The 25,145-nt window shown below is 58.9% G+C and carries 21 protein-coding genes; 8 read left to right on the plus strand and 13 right to left on the minus strand.

The annotated features are described in order from the left end of the window. Positions 1–3 precede the first annotated feature (3 nt). From hutH to VGM18_18605, 7 genes are all read right to left on the minus strand, one after another. Complete coding sequence (hutH, locus tag VGM18_18575) at positions 4–1,554, minus strand: histidine ammonia-lyase (protein HEY3975019.1); 1,551 nt, start codon at positions 1,552–1,554, stop codon at positions 4–6. Between the two features lie 103 nt (positions 1,555–1,657). Further along, the gene (locus tag VGM18_18580; protein ID HEY3975020.1) at positions 1,658–2,089 is read right to left on the minus strand and encodes a thioesterase family protein; all 432 of its coding nucleotides are present in this window, start codon (positions 2,087–2,089) and stop codon (positions 1,658–1,660) included. Between the two features lie 13 nt (positions 2,090–2,102). Next, positions 2,103–2,885: an enoyl-CoA hydratase-related protein gene (locus tag VGM18_18585; GenBank protein ID HEY3975021.1), complete on the minus strand. Its 783-nt coding sequence runs from the start codon at positions 2,883–2,885 to the stop codon at positions 2,103–2,105. 43 nt (positions 2,886–2,928) lie between these two features. Continuing rightward, complete coding sequence (locus VGM18_18590) at positions 2,929–3,807, minus strand: hydroxymethylglutaryl-CoA lyase (protein ID HEY3975022.1); 879 nt, start codon at positions 3,805–3,807, stop codon at positions 2,929–2,931. Between the two features lie 102 nt (positions 3,808–3,909). Continuing rightward, complete coding sequence (locus tag VGM18_18595; protein ID HEY3975023.1) at positions 3,910–5,619, minus strand: acyl-CoA carboxylase subunit beta; 1,710 nt, start codon at positions 5,617–5,619, stop codon at positions 3,910–3,912. Positions 5,620–5,843: 224 nt separating this feature from the next. After that, positions 5,844–6,572: a hypothetical protein gene (locus VGM18_18600; GenBank protein HEY3975024.1), complete on the minus strand. Its 729-nt coding sequence runs from the start codon at positions 6,570–6,572 to the stop codon at positions 5,844–5,846. Next, complete coding sequence (locus VGM18_18605) at positions 6,572–6,991, minus strand: cobalamin B12-binding domain-containing protein (protein ID HEY3975025.1); 420 nt, start codon at positions 6,989–6,991, stop codon at positions 6,572–6,574. The genes VGM18_18600 and VGM18_18605 overlap by 1 nt, the downstream gene beginning before the upstream one ends. A gap of 299 nt (positions 6,992–7,290) precedes the next feature. Between VGM18_18605 and VGM18_18610 the strand changes: the two genes are divergently transcribed. After that, positions 7,291–7,593, plus strand: a complete 303-nt coding sequence (locus VGM18_18610) for a GxxExxY protein (GenBank protein HEY3975026.1) — start codon at positions 7,291–7,293, stop codon at positions 7,591–7,593. Positions 7,594–7,645: 52 nt separating this feature from the next. Here the strand turns inward: VGM18_18610 and VGM18_18615 are convergent, their stop codons facing one another. Continuing rightward, entirely contained in the window at positions 7,646–8,245 is a 600-nt protein-coding gene (locus VGM18_18615; GenBank protein ID HEY3975027.1) for a DNA-3-methyladenine glycosylase, read from the minus strand. Between the two features lie 274 nt (positions 8,246–8,519). On the opposite strand from VGM18_18615, the gene eno reads away from it, so the two are divergent. From eno to gpmI, 4 genes are all read left to right on the plus strand, one after another. Next, positions 8,520–9,806, plus strand: a complete 1,287-nt coding sequence (eno, locus tag VGM18_18620) for a phosphopyruvate hydratase (protein ID HEY3975028.1) — start codon at positions 8,520–8,522, stop codon at positions 9,804–9,806. Between the two features lie 4 nt (positions 9,807–9,810). Then, the gene (locus tag VGM18_18625) at positions 9,811–10,620 is read left to right on the plus strand and encodes a hypothetical protein (GenBank protein ID HEY3975029.1); all 810 of its coding nucleotides are present in this window, start codon (positions 9,811–9,813) and stop codon (positions 10,618–10,620) included. Between the two features lie 59 nt (positions 10,621–10,679). Continuing rightward, positions 10,680–10,970, plus strand: coding sequence for a hypothetical protein (locus VGM18_18630; protein HEY3975030.1), 291 nt, complete (start codon positions 10,680–10,682; stop codon positions 10,968–10,970). A gap of 141 nt (positions 10,971–11,111) precedes the next feature. After that, on the plus strand, positions 11,112–12,743 hold the full coding sequence (gene gpmI, locus VGM18_18635) for a 2,3-bisphosphoglycerate-independent phosphoglycerate mutase (protein HEY3975031.1): 1,632 nt from the start codon (positions 11,112–11,114) through the stop codon (positions 12,741–12,743). A 49-nt stretch (positions 12,744–12,792) separates the two neighbouring features. Here the strand turns inward: gpmI and VGM18_18640 are convergent, their stop codons facing one another. Beyond that, on the minus strand, positions 12,793–13,344 hold the full coding sequence (locus tag VGM18_18640; protein HEY3975032.1) for a GAF domain-containing protein: 552 nt from the start codon (positions 13,342–13,344) through the stop codon (positions 12,793–12,795). 255 nt (positions 13,345–13,599) lie between these two features. Between VGM18_18640 and VGM18_18645 the strand changes: the two genes are divergently transcribed. Together VGM18_18645 and VGM18_18650 are read left to right on the plus strand one after the other, a co-directional pair. Next, a complete protein-coding gene (locus tag VGM18_18645; protein HEY3975033.1) occupies positions 13,600–13,896 on the plus strand; it encodes a DUF3467 domain-containing protein in 297 nt (98 codons plus the stop codon). A gap of 113 nt (positions 13,897–14,009) precedes the next feature. Beyond that, on the plus strand, positions 14,010–15,767 hold the full coding sequence (locus VGM18_18650; GenBank protein ID HEY3975034.1) for a glycosyltransferase: 1,758 nt from the start codon (positions 14,010–14,012) through the stop codon (positions 15,765–15,767). Between the two features lie 22 nt (positions 15,768–15,789). On the opposite strand, the gene VGM18_18655 is transcribed toward VGM18_18650, so the two are convergent. From VGM18_18655 to modA, 4 genes are all read right to left on the minus strand, one after another. After that, the gene (locus VGM18_18655) at positions 15,790–17,169 is read right to left on the minus strand and encodes a hypothetical protein (GenBank protein HEY3975035.1); all 1,380 of its coding nucleotides are present in this window, start codon (positions 17,167–17,169) and stop codon (positions 15,790–15,792) included. A gap of 73 nt (positions 17,170–17,242) precedes the next feature. Further along, positions 17,243–18,421, minus strand: a complete 1,179-nt coding sequence (gene modC, locus VGM18_18660) for a molybdenum ABC transporter ATP-binding protein (protein HEY3975036.1) — start codon at positions 18,419–18,421, stop codon at positions 17,243–17,245. 36 nt (positions 18,422–18,457) lie between these two features. Next, entirely contained in the window at positions 18,458–19,153 is a 696-nt protein-coding gene (modB, locus tag VGM18_18665) for a molybdate ABC transporter permease subunit (GenBank protein ID HEY3975037.1), read from the minus strand. Positions 19,154–19,222: 69 nt separating this feature from the next. Further along, on the minus strand, positions 19,223–20,014 hold the full coding sequence (modA, locus tag VGM18_18670; GenBank protein ID HEY3975038.1) for a molybdate ABC transporter substrate-binding protein: 792 nt from the start codon (positions 20,012–20,014) through the stop codon (positions 19,223–19,225). A gap of 288 nt (positions 20,015–20,302) precedes the next feature. Between modA and VGM18_18675 the strand changes: the two genes are divergently transcribed. Next, complete coding sequence (locus VGM18_18675; protein ID HEY3975039.1) at positions 20,303–25,135, plus strand: fibronectin type III domain-containing protein; 4,833 nt, start codon at positions 20,303–20,305, stop codon at positions 25,133–25,135. Positions 25,136–25,145: the final 10 nt, after the last annotated feature.

A 25,145-nucleotide genomic window follows, 5' to 3' on the forward strand; every position in this document is an offset into this window, starting at 1 on the left:
AAACTAACGCAGAGCTGCCGCAATCTTTCCACTCTGAATCAATTCCGCAATCCGCGCGAAATCTTTATACATTACCCGGTCTTTCTCCATGGCAGGGCACACGGCCCGAATCGCAGCATGAGCGGCCTCTCCTCGCTTCGAAGTTTTCAACGGAGCCAGAAAGTCCAGCGCCTGCGCCACCGCCATGGCCTCAATCGCCAGCACGTTGCGCGTGTTGTCAACGACTCGTTTCAGTTTGATCGCGGCCGTCATGCCCATGGAGACGAAGTCTTCTTTGTTGCCCGAAGTCGTAATCGAATCCACCGAGGCGGGGTGAGCCAACACTTTGTTTTCGCTGACCAGCGCCGCCGCCGTGACCTGCGGCATCATGAAGCCGGAATTCAGTCCCGCGCCGGATGCAAGAAATGGCGGCAATCCCTCGCTCAGTGCGGGATTCACCATCCTTTCGATCCGCCGCTCGCTGATGCCCGCCAGTGCGCTCAACGCAATCGCCATAAAATCCAAAGCAAAAGCCAGCGGCTCGCCGTGAAAATTTCCGCCGGAGATTACGTCGCCCTGGGCGCTCTTCGCATCCGTCAGCTTGGAGTTGCCGAGGAAAACAAGGGGATTGTCAACCGCGGAATTTGCCTCCGTCTCGAACACCTTGCGGCAGTGATCGAATGTGTCTCGCACCGCTCCATGAACTTGCGGAATGCAGCGTAAAGAATAAGCATCCTGCACGCGCCCGCATTCGCGATGCGACTCGCGGATCTGGCTGCCCTCCAGCATGTGACGTAAATTGGCCGCGGTCTTGATCTGTCCGGAATGCGGACGCGCCTGGTGAATCCGCTCGTCAAATGCTGCGTCGGTTCCCTTCAGTGCATCGCAGCACAAGCCCCCTAACACGTCGGCAGTGTCGACGAGTGTTTCGGCTGCCAGTAACGCCAGAGTTCCCACCGCCAGCATGGCTTGCGTTCCGTTGATCAGCGAGATCGTTTCCTTGGCCTCAAGCACAAGAGGTTTAATTTGCGCCCGCTTCAACGCCTCCGCGCTGGGAACGCGCACTTCTCTTTCGTCAATGCACTCGCCTTCGCCAATCAAAGCCAGCGCCAGATGCGCCAGCGGCGCCAGATCGCCGCTCGCGCCCACGCTCCCCTGCGACGGCACCACCGGCGTAACTCCACGATTGAGCATCTCGCAAAGTGTGTCGATCACGATCGCCCGAACTCCGGAGTGCCCCTTGGCCAGCGAATTCGCCCGCAGCACCATCATGGCGCGCGTCTCGGAGACGGAGAGCGGTTCACCCACCCCGACTGCATGGGAGCGCACCAGATTGACCTGCAACTCTCGAATCTGGTCGCCCGCGATGCGTACGTCGCTCAACTTCCCGACCCCGGTGGTGATGGCGTAAGCGACTTTATTGCTGACGACAATTTCGTCGACCACGGCGCGAGCCAGGTTCACCGCTTGTCGCGCGTCCGGAGCCAGCAAAGCCGCTCGTCGCGAAGCGACGCTCGCGACCTCGCCGAGATCTTCCAGCGTGAGATCGTCTCCGTTAATGTGGAGTGCGTTCAAGATTGCTCCATGAAAAGATTGTTCCGTGAAAAGTTGCTCCGTAAAAATTGCTCGGTGAAGTGTTCCAGCGCTTCGGTGCTCGTCCGTTCAGGCCAACCCGAGCTTACTTTCCCATCGCGGCACGGAACGCCGTCAGGTATTTCTCCGGCAAAGCCGCCACTTTCATCTTCGAGTCAGTGACGATGTGCGTGGTCTCGCCCTCCGCTACCAATACGTTGTTGTCAGCCCGCACCAGTTCATAGCTGAAGATGATGACTGACTCGCGCACCGTCTTCAGCCGCGTTCGTATCAGAATTTCTTCGTCGTAATATACGGGAGCGCGATAGCGGCACTGCACTTCCGCCACCGCGATGAATCGTCCATCGTCGCGCTCCATGTCGCGATAGGAAAATCCCATCTCCCGCATCAGTTCCACGCGCCCCACTTCGAACCAGATCAGATGGTTCGAGTGATACACAACGCCCATCTGGTCGGTCTCGGCATAGCGCACCCGCAGCCGGGTCTCGTGAAACTCATGAGGATGATTGGAATTCATTTTCCCGTCTAAGTCATTTTCCGGTCCATACCGGCTTGCGCTTTTCCAGAAACGATGTAATCCCTTCGCGAAAGTCTGCCGTGGTTCGGATCGCGGCGTTCTCGCGCACGGCGGCTTCGATCTGTTTGTCGAGTTCAGGACCGGCGTGATCGGTGAGCAGTTGCTTGGTAGCGCGCAACGATGCCGGACTGTTCTCCATCAGCAGGGCGGCAAGTTCGTGAGCGCGCGTCATCAGTTCGTCGGCCTCGGCAATTTCGCTGACCAGTCCCATGCGTGCCGCTTCCTCTGCCCCGAAAAGCCTTCCTGTCAATAACAAATCGCGTGCCTGCTTCTCGCCCACCTGCCGCAATAAAAATGTCGAAACAATCGCCGGCACAAAGCCGATTCGCACTTCGGTATAACCGAACTTCGCTTCCGGCACTGCGAGCGTGAAGTCGCACAGCAGCGCCAGCCCAGTTCCACCGGCAATCGCCGCGCCGTTCACCGCAGCGATCGTCACCTTGGGAAATTCATACAGCGACCGGAACAACCGCACCATCGTCTGTGAATCCTGAAGGTTCTGCTCAGCCGATCGCCCCAGCAGCGACTTCAAATTGTCCAGATCCATCCCCGAACAAAACGCCTTGCCCGCTCCGGTCACAATGAGGACTATCGCGTCGGATTTCGCGACTTCGTCAAGCGCCCGCAACAAGTCCTCAATCAGATCGAAGCTGATCGCGTTGCGCTTCTCCGGCCGATTCAGCGTGATCGTCGCCACGCCCGCGCCGTATGCGAGTTGTATCGTGTTATAGCTCACGCATTCGATTTATCCGTGATGATCCGTGCAAATCCGTGGCTGACTAGTCTGCCGCGTCCGAACTCGAGTACCTCGCCCCGATCCCCGCGGTAGCCTTCAGCAAAGCATTCAGCGGTTTCAGCGGCGGCAATTCAGCTCCGCGCTGCTTCAGTGTCTCGATTACCGTCTCTGTCGGGATGTTACCAACCAAAGCGTCCTGCGCAAAGGGACAACCACCGAGTCCGCCTAATGCAGAGTCAAAGCGCCGGCAACCAGCATCGAAAGCCGCAAGAATTTTCTCCGCCGCCTGCCCCGGGCGGCTGTGCAGGTGCACGCCAATCTCGAGGTAGTCGTACTTGGCCATCACCGCGCCCACCAGATCGCTGACCTGTTGCACGTTTGCCATTCCAACCGTATCCGCCAGCGAAATCATCCGCAGATTGTCGACTTCCATCAGGGAAATGGCTTCGATCACCTCGTCCGGATTCCACAAATCGCCATACGGATTTCCAAATGCCATCGAAATGTAAACCACGACATCGAGCCCCGCGGCATCTGCTTTGTTCTGAATTTTCTCCAATTCTTCCAGCGCCGCCTCGGGGGCCTGATTCTGATTCTTGCGGAGGAACGTCTCCGAGATCGAATAAGGAAATCCCAGCGTCGATACCGCCTTGGTCTCAATCGCCCGCTGCGCGCCCTTTTCGTTGACCACGATCCCGATGATCTCCACGTCATCCGGCGGGTCCAGTTCCTTCAGCACTTCTTCCGAATCTGCCATCTGCGGCACAGCTTTCGGCGATACGAACGACACCGCGTCAATATGTTTGAAGCCCACGCTGATCAGCGCCTTCAGGTAATCCACTTTCAAATCGGCAGGGATCATCCCCTTCAGCCCCTGCCAGGCATCCCGCGGGCACTCAATCAATTTGACCAAGCCACTCATGCAAAACTATCAGCCACGGATCTTCACGGATTTGCAGGGAACAGTTTAATTCTTCTGCTCGATCAGTTTTGATCCGTGCCAATCCGTGGCCAAGAAGTTGAATCACGTTTGCAGAACACCCACCTTAAACTCCGGCACATCCGGATTCAGCGCCGCCGCTTCCAATGCCTGCGTAATCGCATCCCGGGTTTCGACGGGATCGATTATCTTGTCGATCCATAACCGCGCCGCGCCGTACCGTGGATCGGTCTGCTCGTCGTAGGTGCGCTTCACCGACTCGTATAGTTCTTTTCTTTCTTCCTCGCTCAGCTTTTTGCCGCCGCGTTCCAGTTGCTTAACTTTGACCTCTACCAGCGTTCCCGCCGAGGCGTCCCCGCTCATCACGGCGTAGCGCGCCGTGGGCCAGGCAAACACAAATCGCGGATCGTACGCCTTCCCGCACATCGCGTAATGCCCCGCGCCGAACGATCCCCCGACGATCACCGTAATTTTCGGCACCACGGAATTCGAAACCGCATTCACCATCTTCGCTCCCGCCTTGATAATCCCGCTCCACTCCGCATCGCGCCCCACCATGAACCCGTTCACATCATGAAAAAATACGAGCGGAATCAAATTCTGGTTGCAATCCATGATGAAACGCGCTGCTTTTTCCGCCGACTCCGTGTAGATCACCCCGCCGAACTCGACGCGCTTGTGCCCCTCGTGATCCGTTTGCTGTGCATGTAGTTTCTGATTGGCCACGATGCCGACCGCAAAGCCGCCAATCCGCCCATATCCGCAAATGAGAGTCTTGCCGTACTCCGGCTTGTACTCATCAAAGCGGCTGCCGTCGAGCACGCGCGCCAGCACTTCTTTCATGTCATAAGGCCGCGCCGGCGACGAATCGTAAATTCCGTAAATTTCCTCCGCAGTTAACACCGGCTCGACTGGCTTTTTGCGGTCCCACGGCGAAAGCCGACGGTATCCCCACTTCTCGACAATCGAACGAATGCGCGCGATACAGGCCTCGTCATTCGCTTCTCGGAAGTCGACTGTCCCGCTGATCGCCGAATGCATCGCCGCGCCGCCCAGATCTTCGGCGGAAACTTTCTGCCCAATCGCCGCCTGCACCAGCGCCGGCCCGGCAAGAAATAATCCGCTGCCATCCGTCATCAGCACGTGATCGCACATTACCGGCAAGTATCCGCCACCCGCCACGCACATGCCCATGATGGCCGCGATCTGCGGAACGCCCATCGCCGACATTACGGCGTTATTTCGAAAGACGCGCCCGAAATCGTCGGTGTCGGGAAAGACATCCTCTTGCAGCGGCAGAAATACTCCCGAGGAATCGACCAGGTAAATCGTCGGAATACGATTGTCGATGGCAATGTTCTGCGCACGAATCACCTTCTTCGACGTCATCGGAAAAAACGCGCCCGCCTTCACCGTGGCGTCGTTTGCGATGATCATTACCATTCGCGTCTCAACCCGCGCCATCCCCGTGATCACGCCGGCGGCCGGAGCTCCACCCCACTCCTCGTACATGCCATGCGCGGCGTAAAGGCCGAGTTCGAAAAAGCTCCCCGCATCGGCCAGCAGCGCAATTCGCTCCCGCGCCGTCAGTCGCCCCTTGGCGTGCTGGTTGTCAGTGGCCTTTGCCCCTCCGCCCTCGCAAATCTTTTCGCCCTCATTGCGCACCTGCGACATCAAGTCCGCCAGAAATCGCATGTTGGCTTCGAAGCGTGCCGACGTAGGATCGATCTTGGTCGACAACACGTTGGCCGGTGCGGAGGAGTTCTCGGTGGGAAGTTCGTTGCGCTCAGCCATAAATTCGATAAATAACGACGATGCGGTGCGATGAATATAGATCGAGCAATAAAGCCCGAAAACGAAGACGCGGACTGACTACGGTATACCACGCGGGCTAAACCGCGCAATCAGCCTAGTCTGGATTTTCCTAATTTCTGATGTTCGCGATTGTCGCTGGGAAATTGCTACAATGACGATCTCTTCAATGAGTTTGCCAAGAGCCAAGAGCCAAGAGCTAACGCTTAGCTCCTCTCCACCCACTCCGCCAATCGGCACCCGTCTTCCTCGAGCAGAAACGTTCCGACCCCAAAACATTCTCCTATGATGCGATGCGACTCCGGATCGCGCGCCGCCCGCGTAATCCACTGCTGGCCCACGCGGTATTGCGCCGCTGTAAACCATTTCTGCGGCAGCACCTCCACCAGCCCCGCCTGCGGATAGAAAACAAACAACGCAAACGCCGGATCATCGTTCGACATCGCTTTGTAGCTAGTGGGAACGATCAACTCGTCGACCGTCGCCAATTCCGTGGGCGCTTCAATCTTGTGCATGCCCGGTCCGAGCGAAAGCGGTACCTCGAAATCCGCAATCGGCGCGCTCGCCGAATAAATACGGTCGGCCGATGGCTTGAACCATCCTGCAACCTCGGCCAGATCAAACGCCTTCAGTTGGTCTGGGTCAAAACAGGCGAGGCGAATGGTCCGACCTTCCGGGCACCAGACGCCGACAAAATTCGGCGCCGCCAGAAAAGGACGGCAATATGTATTCAACGCCAGGCGCGCCCGATCCGGCTCCTGCTCGAGACCGAACGTCACCAGATTCGCAATCGGCCCCTGATCTCCATGATGAGTCCAGACGAAGTTTTGCCCGGCCAGCGAACGGAACGCCGGAAAAGTCTTCCAGTACCACGGCACCGGACCGATTGTATTTGCGAGGATCTCGCGCGCCCGGGCGGCGGTGATCGCGGCCATCAGCCGGCCGCCGGCACGCCCGGCCCCTTCACATGAGCGCGAATGAATTGAACGATGTCATCCATCGCCGTGCCCGGCTGGAAAATCGCCGCCACGCCAATCTTCTTCAGCCCATCGATGTCCTGGTTCGGAATAATGCCGCCAACCACGACAATTACATCGTCCATCTTGTTCCGCTTGAGCAGGTCCATCACGCGCGGCACGATAGCGTTGTGCGCCCCCGAGAGAATCGAGAGCCCAATCACCTGCACATCTTCCTGCAGCGCCGCCGTGCAAATCATCTCCGGGGTCTGCCGCAGCCCCGTGTAAATCACTTCCATGCCCGCATCGCGCAGCGCGCGGGCAATTACCTTCGCCCCCCGATCATGCCCGTCAAGCCCTGGCTTTGCCACTAGCACTCGAATTTTCGTATCGGCCATCGCAACCATTTAACCACAGAGCCCACAGAGGATCACAGAGGCAAACCAAAGCACTCAAAAAAAGACAGATTCTCCTCTGTGAATCTCTGTGTCCTCTGTGGTTAAGGGTTTTCCGCACTCTGTTTCGCAACCAATGGTCATTAGTCACAGAAGATACTTGCCGCCATGTGATAAAGAAGTCCTATGGCCGCCTCGACAGTCATCACCACTCCGCGAGTCAATCGAATCACCGGCGCGGTGATCACGGCTGCGATGAAAGTTCATTCGCATCTCGGCCCTTGGGCTTCTCGAAAGCGTCTATGAAGCCTGTCTGGCTCACGAAACTCCGCAAACCAGGCCTCGCCGTTGCCCAACAGCCTGGCCTCCCTGTGATCTACGACGGAGAGAAGATCGAACTGGGCTATCGCATTGACCTGATCGTCGAAGACCAGGTCATTGTCGAAATCAAGTGTGTCGAAGCCATCAATCCCGTCCACCAAGCTCAACTGCTCTCCTACATCCGCCTGAGCGGCCGCAGCGTAGGCTTACTGATCAATTTCCACGTAGCCCATCTCCGCGACGGCATCAAACGCATGGTAGACGGCAACGACTGGGAGAAATAAATAAAGAAGTCCTCAGTGATCCCCAGTGCCCTCTGTGGTTAAAAGATTTTGGTTATAACGTCTTGATGTCCAGGCTCCGCCACATATACCAGCACGCCACGCTGCGATAAGGCGCCCACGCCTTCGCTATCTTCTCCATATCTTTGGGCTTCGGCAATTTTCGTTTCTTATAGTGCTTCTTGATCGCCACCTGTACCCCGTAGTCGCCCGTCGGCAGCACATTCGGACGGCGCAGCGAAAACATCAGAAACATATGCGCCGTCCATTCCCCAATGCCCTTCACCTGCGTCAGATGCTGGATGACCTCCTCATCGGTCATCGTCGGAAGCTGCGCAAAGTCGAGCAGCCCCGCCGCCGTCTTCGCCGCCAGATCTTTCAGATACGCCGACTTCTGCTTCGACAAGCCCACGCCGCGCAACTGCGTATCGCTCAATTTCAGAATTCCTTCCGGCGTCAGCGGATCTCCCGCCAGCGCCGCAAAACGATTGAAGATCGTCTCCGCCGCCGTCCCGTTCAGTTGCTGATAAACAATGGCCTCAGCCAGACTCGCAAATTCCGGCAGATCAAACTGCATCCGGCACGGTCCCACGCTCTCGATAATCGCGCGCAGGATCGGGTCCGACTTCTTCAGATGAAGGATGGCCTTTCGCATGGCCTATATTTACCACAAAATCGCTCACAGGCGAACAAAAATCGAATACAACCAGAGACGCTGCCTGCGTTTAAAAATTCCTCGGCATCCCGAGCAAGCTGTTTTTTAGTAACTCGAACAGGGAGCGGCTGAAGTGTACCCCGAGATCACAGCGCGATCGGAGCCATCCGCTATAATCGTTGTTTTCGTAAAAGTTCGCAGTCATACCCCGTAACGCCAATCGCGGCCTCACCCGGCGCGATACTGAATCATAAGCTCGAGGAAACGGAAAGCTATGTCGAATATCGCCGCCATTCATGCCCGCGAAGTTCTGGATTCTCGCGGCAATCCTACCGTAGAAGCGGAAGTCTTTCTGGCCGACGGCGCAATGGGCCGGGCCATCGTTCCCAGCGGCGCGTCGACCGGCGAGCACGAGGCCGTCGAGTTGCGCGACGAAGATCCGAACCGTTTCTTGGGCAAGGGCGTGCTCAAAGCGGTGGAGAATGTGAATGGCGAAATCGCCGAAGCCCTCGCCAACTGGGACGCCTTCGACCAGCGCGGTCTCGACGGCCGCATGATCGAACTCGATGGCACCGAAAACAAAGGCCGGCTGGGAGCGAATGCGCTCCTGGCCGTCTCAATGGCGGCGGCGCGCGCGTCGGCTAACAGCATCGACATCCCGCTCTATCGCTATCTCGGCGGCGCGGGCGCGACCACGCTGCCGACGCCCATGATGAACATTCTGAACGGCGGCGCGCATGCCGACAACAACGTCGACTTCCAGGAATTCATGGTGATGCCGGTGGGCGCCCCGTCGTTTTCCGAAGCGCTGCGCTGGGGCGTGGAAGTTTTCCACACGCTGAAGGGCGTGCTCAAGAAGCGCGGCTACAACACCGCGGTGGGCGACGAAGGCGGATTCGCCCCGTCGGTCAAGTCGAATGTGGAAGGAATCGAGGTCGTGCTCGAGGCGATTACCAAAGCCGGCTACAAGCCAGGAGAAGAAATCGCCATCGCGCTCGATCCCGCAGCCAGCGAATTTTTTCAGGATGGCAAATACGTTTTCAAGAAATCCGACAAGTCGGCCAAAAGCTCCGACGAGATGGTCGCCTTCTGGGCGAAGTGGGTGAACGACTATCCCATCGTCTCGCTCGAAGACGGCCTGGCCGAGAACGACTGGGACGGCTGGCAGAAGCTGACCCAGGAACTTGGAGGCAAGATTCAGTTGGTCGGCGACGACTTGTTCGTCACCAATGTTCAGTTCCTGCAAGAGGGCATCGACAAGGGCGTGGCCAACAGCATTCTGGTCAAAGTGAACCAGATCGGCACCGTCAGCGAAACACTCGACGCGATCGACCTGGCTCGCCGCAATGGCTACACGTCAGTGATTTCGCATCGCTCTGGCGAGACTGAAGACACGTTCATCGCCGATTTGGCTGTGGCGACCGGTGCAGGGCAGATCAAGACTGGCTCCGCCTCCCGCACCGACCGCATCGCCAAATACAATCAGTTGCTGCGGATTGAAGAAGAATTGGGTGGAACATCGCGGTTTCTGGGGTTGGGGGCGCTAAATTATCACGGTTGAGCCAATGGATCAGACTGATTTTCTACGATTGTGGGATTGGATTCGGGCAGATCTCTCTCGTGCGCGGGGTTCTCTCAGAGAAGAAGTTGCCGATGATCCAAACATCAAGCAGTTCGACGAATTTGTTGATCACAACGAACTGGAACTGGCTTGCGATTGCCTCGCCGAGTATGGCGAAAAGAACCCCATGAACGGAGAGTTTTGGCTGAGTCTCCGCGATGCAGCCGCCAAGATGAAGCTGCCCGGGCGAGTTGCAATGTTTGAGAGATATGCTGAGGAGGTAAAACACGAATCGAGGATTGAAGGGCGGAATATGATCAACGAACTACTTCTCTCAGAATTCGATGCCGAAGTGAAGAGCACGCGCGCGATGCTGGAACGCGTTCCCGTCAATCCTGACTTCAAGCCGCATGCGAAATCGATGCCGCTGGGGAAACTCGCGCCGCATGTGGCGGAGTTGGCAGGATTCGGATTCACGATTCTAACGACGCCGGAGCTGGACTTCAGCACCGGGCCGAAGCGAACACGCGTGCCCTTCGAGTCGCCCGAGCAACTAGTGAAGGCCTTTGACGAAGGCGCAGCGAAGGTGCGCGAGGCGCTGAAGAACATCCCTGATTCGGCGTGGACCGAGAGCTGGAAGTTGAGTTTCCAGGGCAAGCGCATATTCTCGGGATCGCGGTTTCTGGCCTACCGCGAAATGTTTCTCAATCACCTGGTGCATCATCGCGCCCAGCTTGGCGTCTATTTGCGAATGAACGATAAGCCGCTGCCGGCGACGTATGGCCCGTCAGCCGATGACGCTATGGGTTTCTGAGCATGGAAAAGGTAACCCGACGAGGCGGGATACGTGAAGCGTAGAATGGTGCGAAGAGCATGTCAGAGACAGAAATTATCTTCGTGTTTCGAAAGTCACCGGAGGGCGGCTTCGAGGCCCGAGCGCTCGGCTGTTCTATTTTCACGCAGGCCGAGACCTTGGATGAGCTGACTGTGAACGTCACGGACGCCATCGCTTGTCATTTCGGCGATACGAGCTCGTTGCCAGTTGCCCGGTTGACCGAAGTCCAGCCGAAACGTTTCATCCTTGGCTCCGCGAAGGGGGAGTTCACCGTCCCCGACGATTTCGACGATCCGCTTCCCAAAGATGTCGAGGATCTCTTCTGGTGATGGACGCGACCCCAGCGTCTAAAGCCAGCTTCGTTGAAGGCGTTTTATCGGCACGACTGAAGTCGTGCCCTTCCCGATTCTTGATCACTGCACCACAAGCAAGAAGCTAACAGCTAGGAGCTAGAAGCTAGAAGCTGTCTTATGCCTAAACCACTCGTTCTCACCATCCTCGACGGCTGGGGTTATCGCGCCGAAACCAACGCCAACGCCATCGCGCTCGCGCGGAAGCCGACCTACGATCGGCTGCTGCGCGAGTATCCCAACACGCTGATTCATACCAGCGGGCCGTTCGTCGGATTGCCCGAGGGGCAGATGGGAAACAGCGAGGTCGGGCATCTCAACATTGGCGCTGGGCGCATCGTCCACATGGATATCACACGCATCGATCTGATGATCCAGAACGGGGAGTTCTTCTCGCATCCCGTGCTGCTCGAGGCGATGAAGCATGCGCGCACCGGCGAGCGGCGGCTACATCTGTTTGGCCTCGTTTCGGATGGAGGAGTGCACTCGCAGCAGGCGCACCTTCATGCGTTGCTGAAAATGGCGAAGCAGAACGGGCTCGATCGCGTGTTCGTCCACGCCTTCATGGACGGCCGGGACACGCTGCACACCAACGGCGCAGGATATCTCGAACAACTCCAGCAGAAAATGCGCGAATACAACTGTGGCAAGATCGCGACCGTCAACGGCCGCTACTACGCCATGGATCGCGACTGCCGCTGGGAGCGCATTGCCAAGGCCTACAACGCCATGGTCTTCGCCGACGCCGAAGGCGGCAAGCAGTCCGATCCGGTGCAGGGCATGAAAGATTCCTATAACAAAGGGATGACCGACGAGTTCGTGATTCCGTTCGTTGTAGAGGATGCGAAAGACGACGGCAAAAGCGCCCGCGCCACGCAAACGATTCGCAATGACGACTCCTGCATCTGCTTCAACTTTCGCGCCGACCGAGTTCGCCAGATCACGCGCGCGCTCACCCGCAACAGCGGATTGAACGAAAACGGTGGCAGCGATCTTCCCGGCGCGACCGATCTCGATGCCGCGATTCCGCGCGACCGCGTGCCCAGGAATCTGAACTATGTTTGCATGACGCGCTATGACAAGAATTTTAGCCTGCCCGTTGTCATTCCGCCGGAGTCGATGGCGAACATTCTGGCCAACGTCATGGGCGGCCTGAACATGCGCAACCTGCGCGTGGCCGAGACCGAGAAGTACGCGCACGTTACATACTTCTTTAATGGCGGCGTGGAGCAGCCGTTCCCCGGCGAAGAGCGCGTTCTTGTGCCTTCGCAGAAAGTAGCAACCTACGACTTGAAACCAGAGATGAGCGCAGCAGGCATTGCCGACGCCGTTGTGAAAGCGACGGAAGACGGAACCTTCGACGTGGTAATCGTGAACTTTGCCAACGCCGACATGGTCGGCCACTCCGGAAAGATTGAACCAACAATCAAGGCTGTCGAGACGGTCGACGCCTGCCTGGGCCGCCTCGAGGCCGCGATCCGCGCCAAAGGCGGCGCAATGCTGATCACCGCCGACCACGGCAACGCCGAAATGATGATCGATCCCGTAACCGGTGGGCCGCACACGGCGCACACAACCAATCCCGTGCCCTTTATTGTGGTCTCGGAAAATGCGAAACAGTTCACGCTGAAGCCGAACGGATCGCTGCGCGATATTTCGCCGACCCTGCTGGGAATGCTCGGCATCGACGAGCCGAAGGAAATGACGGGAGCCGATCTGCGAGTGTGGTTGAAACCAGCGAAGACGAAATAAAACGGGGACGCTGAGTCGCAGCGTCCCCCCTGGTTCCGCTCAAGTTGTTTTAGTTCTCCAGCAACGCCGGAGCCGTCGCCAGAAGCCCTGCCGCCAGCTCCAGATCGTGCAGATCCTCGCGGCTGAAATCTTTGGCAAGCTTCGCGTCCAGCGCTTTGCGCGAAATCTGAATCACTCCTACCACCACCAGATCCCGGTCCATGATCGGCACCGACATCAGCTTCTGAATGGGAGCCGGTTGGATCGGCTCGTCCGCATCGCTGCTGCCGGGTTTGATGGTTTCGAAGATGCTGGCATGTTTCACGCGGGCAAAGTTGTTGAAGATCTCCGCCTTCTTACTTAACGCCGTGTGGGCTGCCACGGCTTTGCTAGACAGCGGAATCGATCCAGTGGTCCGCAGGTACTCGGGAAATATGAAGCGGAGCAGTCCGCCTTCCAACCGCATCAGAGCGACCTCAGTTTGCTGTACGCTGAAAATCCTGGCCAGAACCGCGCACAGCTCTTGGGCCGACACGCCCTCGCCGAGGACTGAGCCCAGCGGAAGTAAATGCTCAGGTAGAACAATCTCTTCCATCATCCCGGAGTCGTTATGTTGAGTCATAGGTTCCCGTATTCTCCGTTGCCACGGATCAACTCTGACTCTATCGCATTTTTCTCACCATAAGGTACTCCCCAAAGTAACTAGGACGAACGCCGTAAGTCTCGTATTTTCAGTAAAAGACAGGCCAAGAGCGAGTATTTGGCCCGCATTTTTTCAAAGGCGGCGGGCGTAAATCGGCGAACCCCTGACAGTTTCTGTCAGCTGCACCAATATTGTGGCAGGCATCTCCACCGCAAACTCATTTACACTTTCGCCATGAACAATCCGACCCAACCCAACGTGAAGTTAATCAATGGCCCCGACTACCGCGAAAATTATGCCAACAGCGTTCAAATGCGCGTGAATATTTGGGACTTCTTTTTAGTCTTCGGCACCCTCCAGCAACAGACCGAAACCCACGTGGAGATCAAGAATTTTGAGGGCATCTACCTGAGTCCGCAGCAAGCCAAAGCGCTGCTGGGATTGCTGCAACAGAACATCGCCGGCTATGAGAGCGCCTTCGGGGAAATCAAGCTTGATCCGCGCATGGCCCCGCAAGGCCCAGTGCACTAGATACCCGGAACGGTCGGGACGGCAACTGAGGCCATGTGGCGACGGCCGCCTCGGCCGTCCGGCGTGGGCGCAGCCCCCCGCTTCCACTGATCCAATGCAAGCGAACCGCTAGAATGCCCTTTCACGATAGAGCCCGCGCGCATCCTGACCCGATCCATCCTGCCCCAGCCTTCGCGGCCATCTTTGTCGTAATTTTTCTGCTGCATGTTCCTCTACTCCAGCTTCCTTATTTCTGGGACGAAGCGGGATACTATGTGCCCGCCGCGCGCGATCTGCTGCTCACCGGCAGCCTGATTCCGCACACCACCGTCTCCAACGCGCACCCGCCGCTGGTATTGGCCTGGGTCGCGCTATGGTGGAAGGTGGTGGGCTTTGCGCCGGTGGTGACGCGGTCGGCGATGCTCATGGTCGCGGCCTTCTCCTTGTTGGGAGTGTTTCGCCTGGCCGCGTGCGTGGCCAACACGCAGGCCGCGATCGCTTCCACGTTGTGTACCGCGCTCTATCCCGTTTTCTTTGCGCAGAGTTCGTTCGCCCAGGTCGATCTCGCCGCCGCGGGACTCACCTTCTGGGGACTGGTCGCGTATATCGAGCACCGTCCGCTCGCCACGGTGGTGTGGTTCTCCCTGGCCGCATTAGCCAAAGAAACCGCCATTCTCGCGCCGGTAGCGCTGGCGGGTTGGGAAGTTTTGGGCCGGCTGATGGCAATGCGCCGACGGGTGGCGCGAGAGCATGGAAGCGAGGTCCTCGGTGGAAGAGCGGCCCTTCAGGGTCCAGTAAGCCGCTTCAAATCGCTGGGGGCTTCAGCCCCGGTGGCCGCCTGTTGGCTGCGCTCGCTATGGCTCGAAAGAGGCGCCGAATCCACCACACGCCGAATTCTTCCCCTTCTCGCCCCCTTGCTGCCGCTCGCCCTCTGGTACACCTATCATTGGACGCGCACCGGCTACGTCTTCGGCAATCCGGAATTTTTTCGCTACAACGTAGCCGCCACCCTCAACCCGTTGCGCTTTCTGCTGGCGCTGGTTCTGCGGCTCTGGCAAGCCTTCGGCTATATGCACTTGTGGCTCCTGACGCTCGCCATGGTTCTGGCCATGCTTTGGCCGCCGCTGCAAGACGAAGGCGTTGAGCGTCCACGCATCGCGATCCCGGTTCAAATGATTTTTTTTGTGGTAGTGACATCCTATGTGGTCGCCCTGTCCCTGATCGGCGGCGCGGAGCTGGCGCGCTATATGCTGCCCGCAGTCCCACTCGTGATCATCCTGGCCGTCTCCACGCTGCGGCGGCGATTACGCTACTGGCCCGCGGCGGCTGCTCTGGTCGCCCTCGCATTCGTCGCCGCGTGGTTTTGGAATCCCCCCTACGGATTCTCCCCCGAAGATAATCTCGCCTATCGCGATTACGTGCTTCTCCACGAAGATGGCGACCGTTTTCTCGAAGCCCGCTATCCCATGGCGCACGTGCTCACAGCCTGGCCGGCGTCGGATGAACTAACGCGTCCCTGGCTGGGTTATATCGCTCGGCCCATGCAGATCGTGCGCATCGAAGATTTCTCGCTCGAGGAAGTGCTCTCGGCCGCCGACTTTCGCTCCAACTCTAACTCGAATTCCCCCTCGAACTTCGAGGCGGCGCTGCTCTTCTCCACCAAATACGAGCCGCCGCACCCGCTGCTGGATCGCTGGAAAACCTGGATGGATCTGAAGCGCAAGTTCTTCGGCTTTCATCGTGATCTGCCGCCCGCGGCCGCCGCACATATTCTAGGTGGCAAGGTCGTGTTCGCCGAAGAGCGCAACGGCCAATGGATCGCGGTCCTCGAGATGGAACAGGGTGAAGTGCAGAATGCGGAAAGCAGAAGCCTTTCGTGGCCCGCCTGGTGACGGATCGCCCTCGCCTGGGAACTCAGTCCAACTTTACGATCCACATGTCGGAACGCGGCGTGCCGTTAGCTTCGAGCCCCAGTTGGCCGTCCCAGGTCGACGTGAAGAGGAAGAACCGTCCATCCGGCGAGATATTGCCCAGCGGCTGGGTGTTGAAATATGGACCGATCCAATAAGTCCGATGATGCGCAAACCTCCAGACGGTTGAAGCGAAGCCATCGGTTTCGATACAGACTATTTCATCATCCCATGGGCGGAAGATTGTTGTGTCCCCATCATAATCGTAAAGCGAAGCGCAGACCGGGCTGTTGTCGTCAAAGTATCCCGGGGCCCAGGCGAAATGTTTCTCCTGTTCGAAAGAGGAAGGTACCAGCAGGGGCCACACCAGCGCGGTAATGTCGGCCAGGTTGTCGATCGGTCTCTTCACCAGGTTCATTTCGTCGATCTTTCCCGGTGAATTGATGTAAGTGCTGCGCCCGAAGGTTCCGTAACCAGCACATTCCAGGGTCGTGTGCAGGTCGCAGTGGGTAACATTCAAAGTTTCCAGGTCCCAGATATAAAAGCCCAGGCCATACGCGGTCAGCCTCATGTGCAGGCCATCGCCGGAAATGCGGGCATGATTGATCAAGAAACCCGGCACCGCCGCATATCCAGACGGTCCCCATTGCCCTCCGATCTGTCCGGTTTGCGTGTTGTACCAGCGGCAGCCCAGAGTTTTGTCGTACACGACGACGATCGGATTTTCCCCGGTTTCAGGACCACCTTCGGAAACCGAAACGCGGCTGTCGTCTGCCGCAAGGCTTACGTCGTCATCGCTCTGCATCTCCGGGTTTGTCAAATCGAGCGCCGGCTGGACGCCACAGGTCGAGGTATCGATCAAGGGCGTGGTAGCGGCGGTGGAAAATCGGTACTCGCTGATGGTGAATCGATTGGCGGTCGTGGTGCCATAGATGAGGTCGGGATCGACAAAGCTGAACGTAGGGCCGGGACGAAGTCCAATTACCAGCCCCTGCCCCGCCCCAGCGCCGGGCAACGAACTAATCGCCATCGTCGATGGATCAAATGCGAAGGCGTAGTCGACTCCTCCTTCGCCGATTGCATAAAATTTCGTATCATCTGCGCTCCACGAGTTCGTCTCTCCGACCGCGGGACTCCGAAAGTATCCGCCTGTATGCTTGAAGTTTGTCGTCTGATCCGTAACTCGCACCATCTGCGATCCGAAATCGGGATCCTCGAATACGGTGTTGACGGGCGGCGCGGACATCCAGGTCTCCTGCCGAACCACTCGATCGGTAATCGCGTTGGGATAGGGCTGCACGCCTTGTGCGAAGCCGTGGCTGAGAGTGAGCTGAAGTTGAAGTATTGACCAGCACGCTAATGCTGCCAACCTGGTATTACTCATGGGGTACTCCTGATCGGCCGCGGGGGGAATACTAACGCCAGAATCATACCCCGAATCCTTCCGCTGTCAAGAGCTACTTCCGCATTAAATGGCAGGAGTGCGTCTTAATCACCAGCCACACCTCTTTGCCCGGTGCAAGTTGCAGCGAATCGCGGGCGGCCAGCGTGAGATGGACTTCCATCTCGATGCGGCACTTCACGCGCGCGGATACGATCACGTCGCGCTGTTCGAGCGCTGCGATGCGCCCCGGAAACACGTTGCGCGCGCTCAATCCCACCGGCGGCGACGTAGCCAGCAAAATGTCGCCGGCACGAATGCCGATGCGAAGCGTCGAGCCCACGCCTCCGTGCACCAGAGGAGTTTCGAACAAGACCGGCCCGCCATCGCCGGTAACGCGGCAAGTCATGGTGCCACGCTCCGGGCGCACCGCCAACACATCGGCGTCGAAAATATTCTCGAATCCCGCCAATTGCGCCACCGTCTCTTGCAGTGGCGCGGAAATTACTTCATGCGGCGTGCCCTGTGCCACGACCCGACCGGCATGCAGTACGATCACCCGTTCGCCCAGCGCGAACACCTCTTCCCGGCTGTGCGTTACATAGAGAATCGGAATGCGATGAGCCTGGTTCCAGGCGCGGAGATCGTCGATAATCTTGCTCTTCGTCGCCGCATCGAGCGCGGCCAATGGCTCGTCAAGCAGCAGCACCGCAGGTTCGGTCACCAGAGTTCGTGCCAGCGCCGCCCGCTGGCTTTCTCCGCCTGAGATTTGCCGCGGGTAGCGCTGCGCCAGATGCGAAATTCGCAGTCTCTCCAGAATGGCGGACGCCCGCGCCGCGCGCTCCGCCCGATGCAAATCGGCCAGCCCGAATTCCACATTCTTTTCGACGGTCAAATGCGGGAACAGGGCAAGCGTTTGAAACATGTATCCGATGCGGCGTCGCGCCACATTACGATCGATGTGTTGGGCCGCATCAAACAGAATGCGGTCGCCGATGGCTATGCGCCCGGAATCAGGTGTCGCCAATCCGGCAACGCAATCCAGCAGAGTGGTTTTGCCGGCTCCGGATGGCCCAAACAGAATGGTGAAGCCGGCAGCGGCCTGGAACTCAACCGCCAGAACAAACTCCGGTGAGTGACCCACGAAGCGCTTGCGAAACCGTACATCGAGCAGCGGGCCTGCTGCCTGCTGCGACGGCGCGCCTCCCGGCGAAACGGTAATCGCTTCGGCTTGGTCGGTACTCGGCTCACTCATATCCGGCCATTTTACGGGTCTTATTTTAAATGGGCCTTAGTTATTAGATTCGATCGTTTTAGGTCCGATCACCCACGCCTTCCGATTCAGGCCATACACCAGCGCCAGCACGCCAAAGCTGAACGCCAGTAGTACCAGCGCCGTTTCATTCGCGGCGGCGTAGTCGGAGGCCTGCACGCGATCGAAAATATCAATCGAGACGGTGCGCGTGACGCCGGGAATATTCCCGCCCACCATCAGCACCACGCCGAACTCTCCCATGGTGTGGGCGAAGCTGAGGGCCGCGCCCGTAATCAGTCCTGGGATGGACAGCGGAACAATCACCCGAAAGAAAGTTCGCAGCGGAGAAGCGCCCAGAGTAGTCGCTGCCGCGATCAGCCGCCGGTCCACGCCCGCGAACGATGCCGCGCACGGCTGCACCGCAAACGGCAGGCTATAAAGGATCGATCCGATCGCCAGCCCGCCAAAAGTAAACGCCAGAGTGTGTCCACTGAGCGTGTTCCACCAACGGCCCAGCGGACTGCGCGGTCCGAGCGCGACCAGAACGTAGAATCCCAGCACTGTCGGGGGCAGCACGATAGGCAGCGCCACCACAGCCTCCACCAGGAATTTCCAACGCCAGCGCGAAAACGCGATCCAATACGCGATGGGCAGGCCGAGTACCAGCAAAATGGCCGATACCGTGATCGCCAGTCGCAGCGTCAGCCAGAAAGCTTGCCAGTCGATTGCCATAAGATTTTCATAGCGCGGCTCAGGACCGGTCCGGCGGCTGTCGTGGCGATACCCGGCGAGACGCTGGAGCTACTTCATTGGCTCGCTTGCCGTCACCGTGAAGCCGTACTTGCGAAGCAATTCGGCGACTTCTCTCGTTTTGATGTAGTTCAGAAATTCCGCCGCTTCTTTTTTGTGTTCCGAATGCGACAGCACAACCACACCCTGCGTCAGCGGGGGATAATAATCCGCCGGGACTTCCCAATACTTCCCTTTGCCGCGCATGCCGGGCGCGATCGCATGTGCCAGCGCTACGAATCCCGCCTGCGCATTGCCCGACTCCACGAATTGCGCTGCCTGCGCAACGTTCTCACCGAGAACAAGCCGATCCGCGACCCGATCATACATCCCGGCATGCTTCAAAGCTGCTTCGGCTGCCCGCCCATAAGGAGCGTGCTGCGGATTGCCAATGGCGATCTTCTTCACTGACGGGTCGAGCAGAACGTTCATGCCCTGACGCACAACGTCGAGCCGGGAGTCGGCCGGCACCCACAGCACCAGCTTTCCCAGAGCGTATTGGTACAGGCTCGCACCGTCGGCGTCGCCCTCGGCCACGAGTTGGCGAGGATAGTCCATGTCCGCCGAGAAAAACAGATCGAACGGCGCTCCGTTGTGAATCTGCTGCGTGAGAGCGCCGGAGGCTCCGAACGAAAGCTTCACGACCACGCCCGTCTTCTTCTCGAAATTATCGCCAATCTCTTTGAGAGCGGCGCTCAAATCGGCCGCCGCCGCCACGGTCAGCTCGGCCGACCCGTTTTTCTGCTGCGCCAGGCTGCAAGTCGCACTCCAGAGCAGGCATGCCGCAAGCCAAAGGCTTGCCATCCTGGGGAAAGCGGTCGGGCGCCCACGATTTTCCTTTGTGAACCTTTGTGCTCTTTGTGGTTGAGGTCTTTGCATTTGATCTACCAGCCCGAACGCAAATTGTACAACGTCGAAACCTCTCGACTGACCCCTGCCGCAGTTCCAGTTATTCCCAAAGTGGGCCAGCATCGGCTCCAAATGCCGCTTTTGCATTGCTTCGGCTGCGTCCAGTTCCCATACTGGCGGATGAGTTTTCCTATGTCCTGCGGCTCCTCTCTGTCTTCACTACGAACATCGCTGCGAATTATCATGCGAATTCTCGCAATCGTTTCGATTTGCTGGCTCGCTTCGGTTTCCTTCACATCAGCGCAAACCACGAAGCAAGTCGTTCCCAATAAGCGCTCCTCCTCCGATCCCGGAGACGACCATGTTCAGCAGCGCAATGAGTGGTTTTTTCGCGGACGCCTGGTTCACGGCAAGAACGCCGCCGAACTTCGCCGCCGCGCCTGGCAGACAAAACTTAAGCTGCGTGCGCAGCATGCCGCCGCCGCTCGCGAAAACGCCTCCTCGCGCAGAATCGCGCCAGCCTCGCTCTCTTCCGGCTCGTGGGTTCCACTCGGTCCGGTGCCGCTGGCGTCCGACGCTTCCGGCACCGGCACACAGGATTATCGTCAGGTTTCGGGCCGAGCCACTGCCGTTGCCATCGATCCTGCCGATCCCAGCGGCAACACGTTGTATATCGCTGGGGCACAAAGCGGCGTCTGGAAGTCGACCAACGCCGCCAACGGCACGGCCAACAACGTGACCTGGACGCCTACGACCGACGATCAAGCCACGCTCTCGATCGGCGCCATCGCCATCCAACCAGGCAATACGAATCCCACAGAATCGGTGATCCTCGCCGCCACCGGCGAAGCAGACAACTCCACCGACTCCTATTTCGGCTTGGGAATTCTCCGCTCGGCCGACGCCGGCAACACTTGGACTCTGATTTCCAGCGCCAACAACAACGCGCTCAGCTTCAGCGGCCTTGGTGGCACGCGCATGGCGTTCGACACCGCCAGCGCCCAAATCGACACCGTAGTCGCCGCCATGGCCACCACTTCAGAAGGCGTGATCGCCGGCGCTGTCAATACCGGCACTATGCCCGGCCTCTACACCTCGCTCAATGCCGGTCAAACCTGGAGCTACAACGCTCTCGTCGATCCCGGGGGCGCCGCAACCGACGCCGCTTCCGCAACTTCGGTTGTCTTCAACGCGAGCGCCAACTCCGGCAATGGCCAGTTCTTCGCTGCCGTCCGCTATCACGGCTTCTATTCATCTCCCGATGGTCTGACCTGGACTCGACTCGCCTCTCAACCCAGTGGCTCGACACTCAGCACAACGGCGTGCCCGCCTATCTCGACCTCGAATAACTACGCCTGCCCAATTTACCGCGCGGAAATGACAGTTGTTCCCGGCCGCAACGAGATGTATGCGTGGTTGATTTCTCTTTCCTCCACCGGAATCCCCGTCGACGGCGGCATCTGGCAAAGCCTCGACGGCGGCAACACCTGGAACACAATCTCGGATGCGGCGATTACCAACTGCGGCGATTTCGATGGCTGCGGCGTCCAGCAAGGCGCCTACAATCTGGAACTGCTGGCGCTTCCCAACGGCTCGGGCACCGATCTCTACGCCGGCGCGATCAATCTCTACAAATGTCAAATTACCTCGCAGAATCCCGCGTGCACCGGTTCTTCTTTCCTGAACCTCACGCACGTCTACGGCTGCGATCCCATCGCCGCGCCTGCCCATGTGCATCCCGCTCAGCACGCGCTGGCATACGCCATCCCCGCCTCCGGCAACGCCCTCATGTATTTCGCTAATGACGGCGGCATCTACCGCGCGCTCGACGGATTTTTCGGTCTGAGCACCGGCTCTTGTTCCGGCACGAACCTGTTTGACGATCTCAACCAGAATCTGGGATCGATGACGCAATTCATCGGCTTCTCGCAGCATCCTACCGACCAGAACACGCTGCTCGGCGGCGCTCAGGACAATGGCTCCCCCGCGACCGGCCAAGCCACGACGAATCCAGGCTGGGGAAACGTTCTCGGCGGCGATGGCGGCTACAACGCCATCGATCCAAATACGCCCACAAACTTTTACGCGTCGAATCCCGACCTGCCCCCGGGCGGTCTTGGCGTGCAACTTTGCTCAAACGGGGTCGCCTGCGACAACAGCGGATTCGACTTCGTCGTCACCAGCAGCACCGTGGGCGGGGACGACGGCGCATTTTATTTTCCCTACATCCTCGATCCCGCTTCGTCCTCGGCGATGCTGGTGGGCACTTGCCGCGTATGGCGCGGACCGCGCACCGGCGGCCCGTTCACCGTCCTCAGCCCGAACTTTGAGACTCTCGGTTCCGCTACCTGCACCGGTAGCGAAATCAACCAGATCAGCTCTTTGGCCACAGGCGGCGTGCCCGATGACAACGGCTCCAGCGTAATTTATGCAACCACCAGCGGACTCGGCCCCATCGCCGGAGTTCTCACTACGCCCGCCGGCGGCCACGTCTGGGTCACGCGCTACGCTACCGGTGGCGTTCCCGCGTTCTACGACGTCACCAACAACGGCCCGCAAGGCAGCATCAATCCTAATCAATTTCCCATCTCGGGCGTTGCCCTGGATCCGACCGACACCACCGGTCAGACCGCATACGTGACGGTAATGGGATTTACCGGCAGCACGGGCCATGTCTGGCGGACGACCGACGCCGGCGCGACCTGGTTCGACTACACCGGAAATCTTCCCGACGTCCCGGCGAACGCCGTGGTCGTTTCCGCTGAGATGGCACAGGTGTTTGTTGCGACCGACGTTGGCGTATTCGCAGCCTCAACGTCTCTACCTCCCGCATGGGTCGAACTCGGACCCGATCCCACGACGGGCCAGGCCGGATTCTTGCCGAACGCCGCAGTCACGGCGATTGGAATCTTCACGGGCGGCGGCCAGCAGCTATTGCGCGCATCCACCTACGGCCGCGGCGTCTGGGAATTCAATCTCGTAATCACGCCCGACTTTCAGATTTCCGTCTCCACTTCTCCGCTAGTCGTCTTTCCCGGACAAACCGCCACCTGGAATGGCACCGCCAGCGAGTTAAGCGGATACGCCAGCTCTGTGACCCTGAGCTGCGTTGCGGGTTCCACAGCTCCGCCCGCCGCGTGCTCGGCTGTACCCGCAACGCTGACTCCCGCGGACAAAACTCCATTCACGCTGACCGCCAGCGACGTAGTGGGCAATTACAATTTCAACTTGCAGGCCGTCGGGTCCGATCCGGATAACATCACCCATCTCGTCCCGCTCACCCTGCAAATCGTCAACCTCGCGATGTCGTCGCCCTCGCCGGCGACCGTAACCGTTCCGCGAGGAACCACTTCAATCCCCGTGAGCTTTCAGATCACCGCCGCGGGATCGTTCAACCAGAGCGTCAATGTCTCTTGCTCCGGCCTGCCCGGCGCCACCTGCACGCTAACCCCCTCCACCACGGTCAACCCTACGGCAGGCAACCCGGCAAACATGACGGCCAGCGTCGGTGTACCCGTCACCACCGCGCCCGGCACCTACACCGTAACCATTCAGGCCACGACCGCGGGAGCCGAAACACCGCTCACCGCAAGCTTCACCGTAGTGGTCACCACGAACCCGGATTTTATTCTCCAGCCCTTCACATTGCCGGAAGTGAATGTGGGCAGCGCCGGCGCTTCGGCCACGCTCTCGATCTCATCGCAGGATGGATTCAGCAACATCGTGACGCTGAGTTGCTCCATCTCTATCCACGCAGGCAATTGCAGCATCAGCCCCAACTCAGTGAGTTCCTACCCGGCGACAGCAACCGTCACCGTCAACGCTGCCAGCCTCATCGCCGGAAGCTACACGCTGACCGTGACCGGCTCTGCCGGTTCCGATGTCCACTCGCTGGCCGTGCCATTGAATGTAGGCGACTACTCTATTTCCGGAACCCAGACTCTATCCTTGGTGCCGGGCGGTCAGGGTACGGCGAGCCTCAAGCTGATCGCGTCTACGTTTTACAGCGGAGCGGTCAATGCCACATGCGACATCAGCGCCCTGCCTGGCGCACAATGCCTGCTCACACCGGCGAATCCCCTGACTCTGGCTACCGGCGGCTCGGCGAACCTGACCGCCACTCTCAACGTTACCAACGACGCGGCCGCCGGAACGTACAACATCAACATCAATACCCAGGACACCACGGGAGCGCCCAGCCATTCCTTCACGATTGCGCTGACTGTGGCGCAGGATTTTATCGTCTTCTCGTCGACCGCGAGCCAGACCGTGACCGCCGGCCAAACCAGCGGCCCTTATAGCCTCACTATTCAACCGGTCGGTACTTCGTTCAGTGGCGCGGTAACGCTCGCCTGTACTTCCGGACTCCCGGCCGGGGCGCAATGCCTGTTCAGCCCTTCGGGCCCGCAAACTCCAGGATCTTCTGCCGTCGACGTGGTGATGAGTATTTCCACGGCGGCGCGGAAGGCGCAGCTCCAATCTTCTTCGAGTCAATCTTCTTCGAATCGCTCTTCTTCCACTCACCGCACCATGCTTTACGCGCTCTGGTCATTGTTGCCCGTAATCGTGATCGGTTGCGGCGCCGGAGGCAGTCGCCACGCGACGCCCAGGCTTCTCGGTCTCATTACGATACTGATTCTGACGACTCTGGCCCTGCTCTCGTGCAGCGGCGTCAGTACTGGCGGAGGCGGGGGAACTTGTTCGTCCGCGCCGACCGTTCCCTCGGGATTGGCGCCCTCCGCCACGACGAGTTCCGGCACGACTTTGTCCTGGACGGCTTCCTCCGCGACGGCCGGGTGCGCGATCACCTACTCGATCTTTCAGGACCAGTCTGCCATCGCCAATGCCACCAGCCTAAGCTACACAGTGACCGGGCTCCAACCGTCGACGCTCTACAATTTCCAGGTCTCGGCCATGGATTCCTTCGGTGTGTCGGCGCCGACCGGAGCAGTCAGCGTGACTACCCTAGCCAGTGGAAACGGCGGTCAAACCTACCCCATCACAGTGACCGGGAGTTCTCCCGGCACCGCACCCGATGCCGGCCAGAGCTTGCAGGTGCTTCTCATCGTAGACTAAACAAGCCTTC

The organism is Candidatus Sulfotelmatobacter sp. (genome assembly GCA_036500765.1).
Lineage (GTDB): Bacteria > Acidobacteriota > Terriglobia > Terriglobales > Acidobacteriaceae > Sulfotelmatobacter.

Excerpts from the sequence above, each read along its gene's own strand:
- VGM18_18580 (HEY3975020.1), bottom strand. The coding sequence starts at position 2,089 with ATGAATTCCAATCATCCTCATGAGTTTCACGAGACCCGGCTGCGGGTG.
- VGM18_18590 (HEY3975022.1), bottom strand. The coding sequence starts at position 3,807 with ATGAGTGGCTTGGTCAAATTGATTGAGTGCCCGCGGGATGCCTGGCAG.
- VGM18_18595 (HEY3975023.1), bottom strand. The coding sequence starts at position 5,619 with ATGGCTGAGCGCAACGAACTTCCCACCGAGAACTCCTCCGCACCGGCC.
- VGM18_18600 (HEY3975024.1), bottom strand. The coding sequence starts at position 6,572 with ATGGCCGCGATCACCGCCGCCCGGGCGCGCGAGATCCTCGCAAATACA.
- VGM18_18605 (HEY3975025.1), bottom strand. The coding sequence starts at position 6,991 with ATGGCCGATACGAAAATTCGAGTGCTAGTGGCAAAGCCAGGGCTTGAC.
- VGM18_18610 (HEY3975026.1), top strand. The coding sequence starts at position 7,291 with ATGAAGCCTGTCTGGCTCACGAAACTCCGCAAACCAGGCCTCGCCGTT.
- VGM18_18615 (HEY3975027.1), bottom strand. The coding sequence starts at position 8,245 with ATGCGAAAGGCCATCCTTCATCTGAAGAAGTCGGACCCGATCCTGCGC.
- eno (HEY3975028.1), top strand. The coding sequence starts at position 8,520 with ATGTCGAATATCGCCGCCATTCATGCCCGCGAAGTTCTGGATTCTCGC.
- VGM18_18625 (HEY3975029.1), top strand. The coding sequence starts at position 9,811 with ATGGATCAGACTGATTTTCTACGATTGTGGGATTGGATTCGGGCAGAT.
- VGM18_18630 (HEY3975030.1), top strand. The coding sequence starts at position 10,680 with ATGTCAGAGACAGAAATTATCTTCGTGTTTCGAAAGTCACCGGAGGGC.
- gpmI (HEY3975031.1), top strand. The coding sequence starts at position 11,112 with ATGCCTAAACCACTCGTTCTCACCATCCTCGACGGCTGGGGTTATCGC.
- VGM18_18640 (HEY3975032.1), bottom strand. The coding sequence starts at position 13,344 with ATGACTCAACATAACGACTCCGGGATGATGGAAGAGATTGTTCTACCT.
- VGM18_18645 (HEY3975033.1), top strand. The coding sequence starts at position 13,600 with ATGAACAATCCGACCCAACCCAACGTGAAGTTAATCAATGGCCCCGAC.
- VGM18_18650 (HEY3975034.1), top strand. The coding sequence starts at position 14,010 with ATGCCCTTTCACGATAGAGCCCGCGCGCATCCTGACCCGATCCATCCT.
- VGM18_18655 (HEY3975035.1), bottom strand. The coding sequence starts at position 17,169 with ATGAGTAATACCAGGTTGGCAGCATTAGCGTGCTGGTCAATACTTCAA.
- modC (HEY3975036.1), bottom strand. The coding sequence starts at position 18,421 with ATGAGTGAGCCGAGTACCGACCAAGCCGAAGCGATTACCGTTTCGCCG.
- modB (HEY3975037.1), bottom strand. The coding sequence starts at position 19,153 with ATGGCAATCGACTGGCAAGCTTTCTGGCTGACGCTGCGACTGGCGATC.
- modA (HEY3975038.1), bottom strand. The coding sequence starts at position 20,014 with ATGGCAAGCCTTTGGCTTGCGGCATGCCTGCTCTGGAGTGCGACTTGC.
- VGM18_18675 (HEY3975039.1), top strand. The coding sequence starts at position 20,303 with ATGCGAATTCTCGCAATCGTTTCGATTTGCTGGCTCGCTTCGGTTTCC.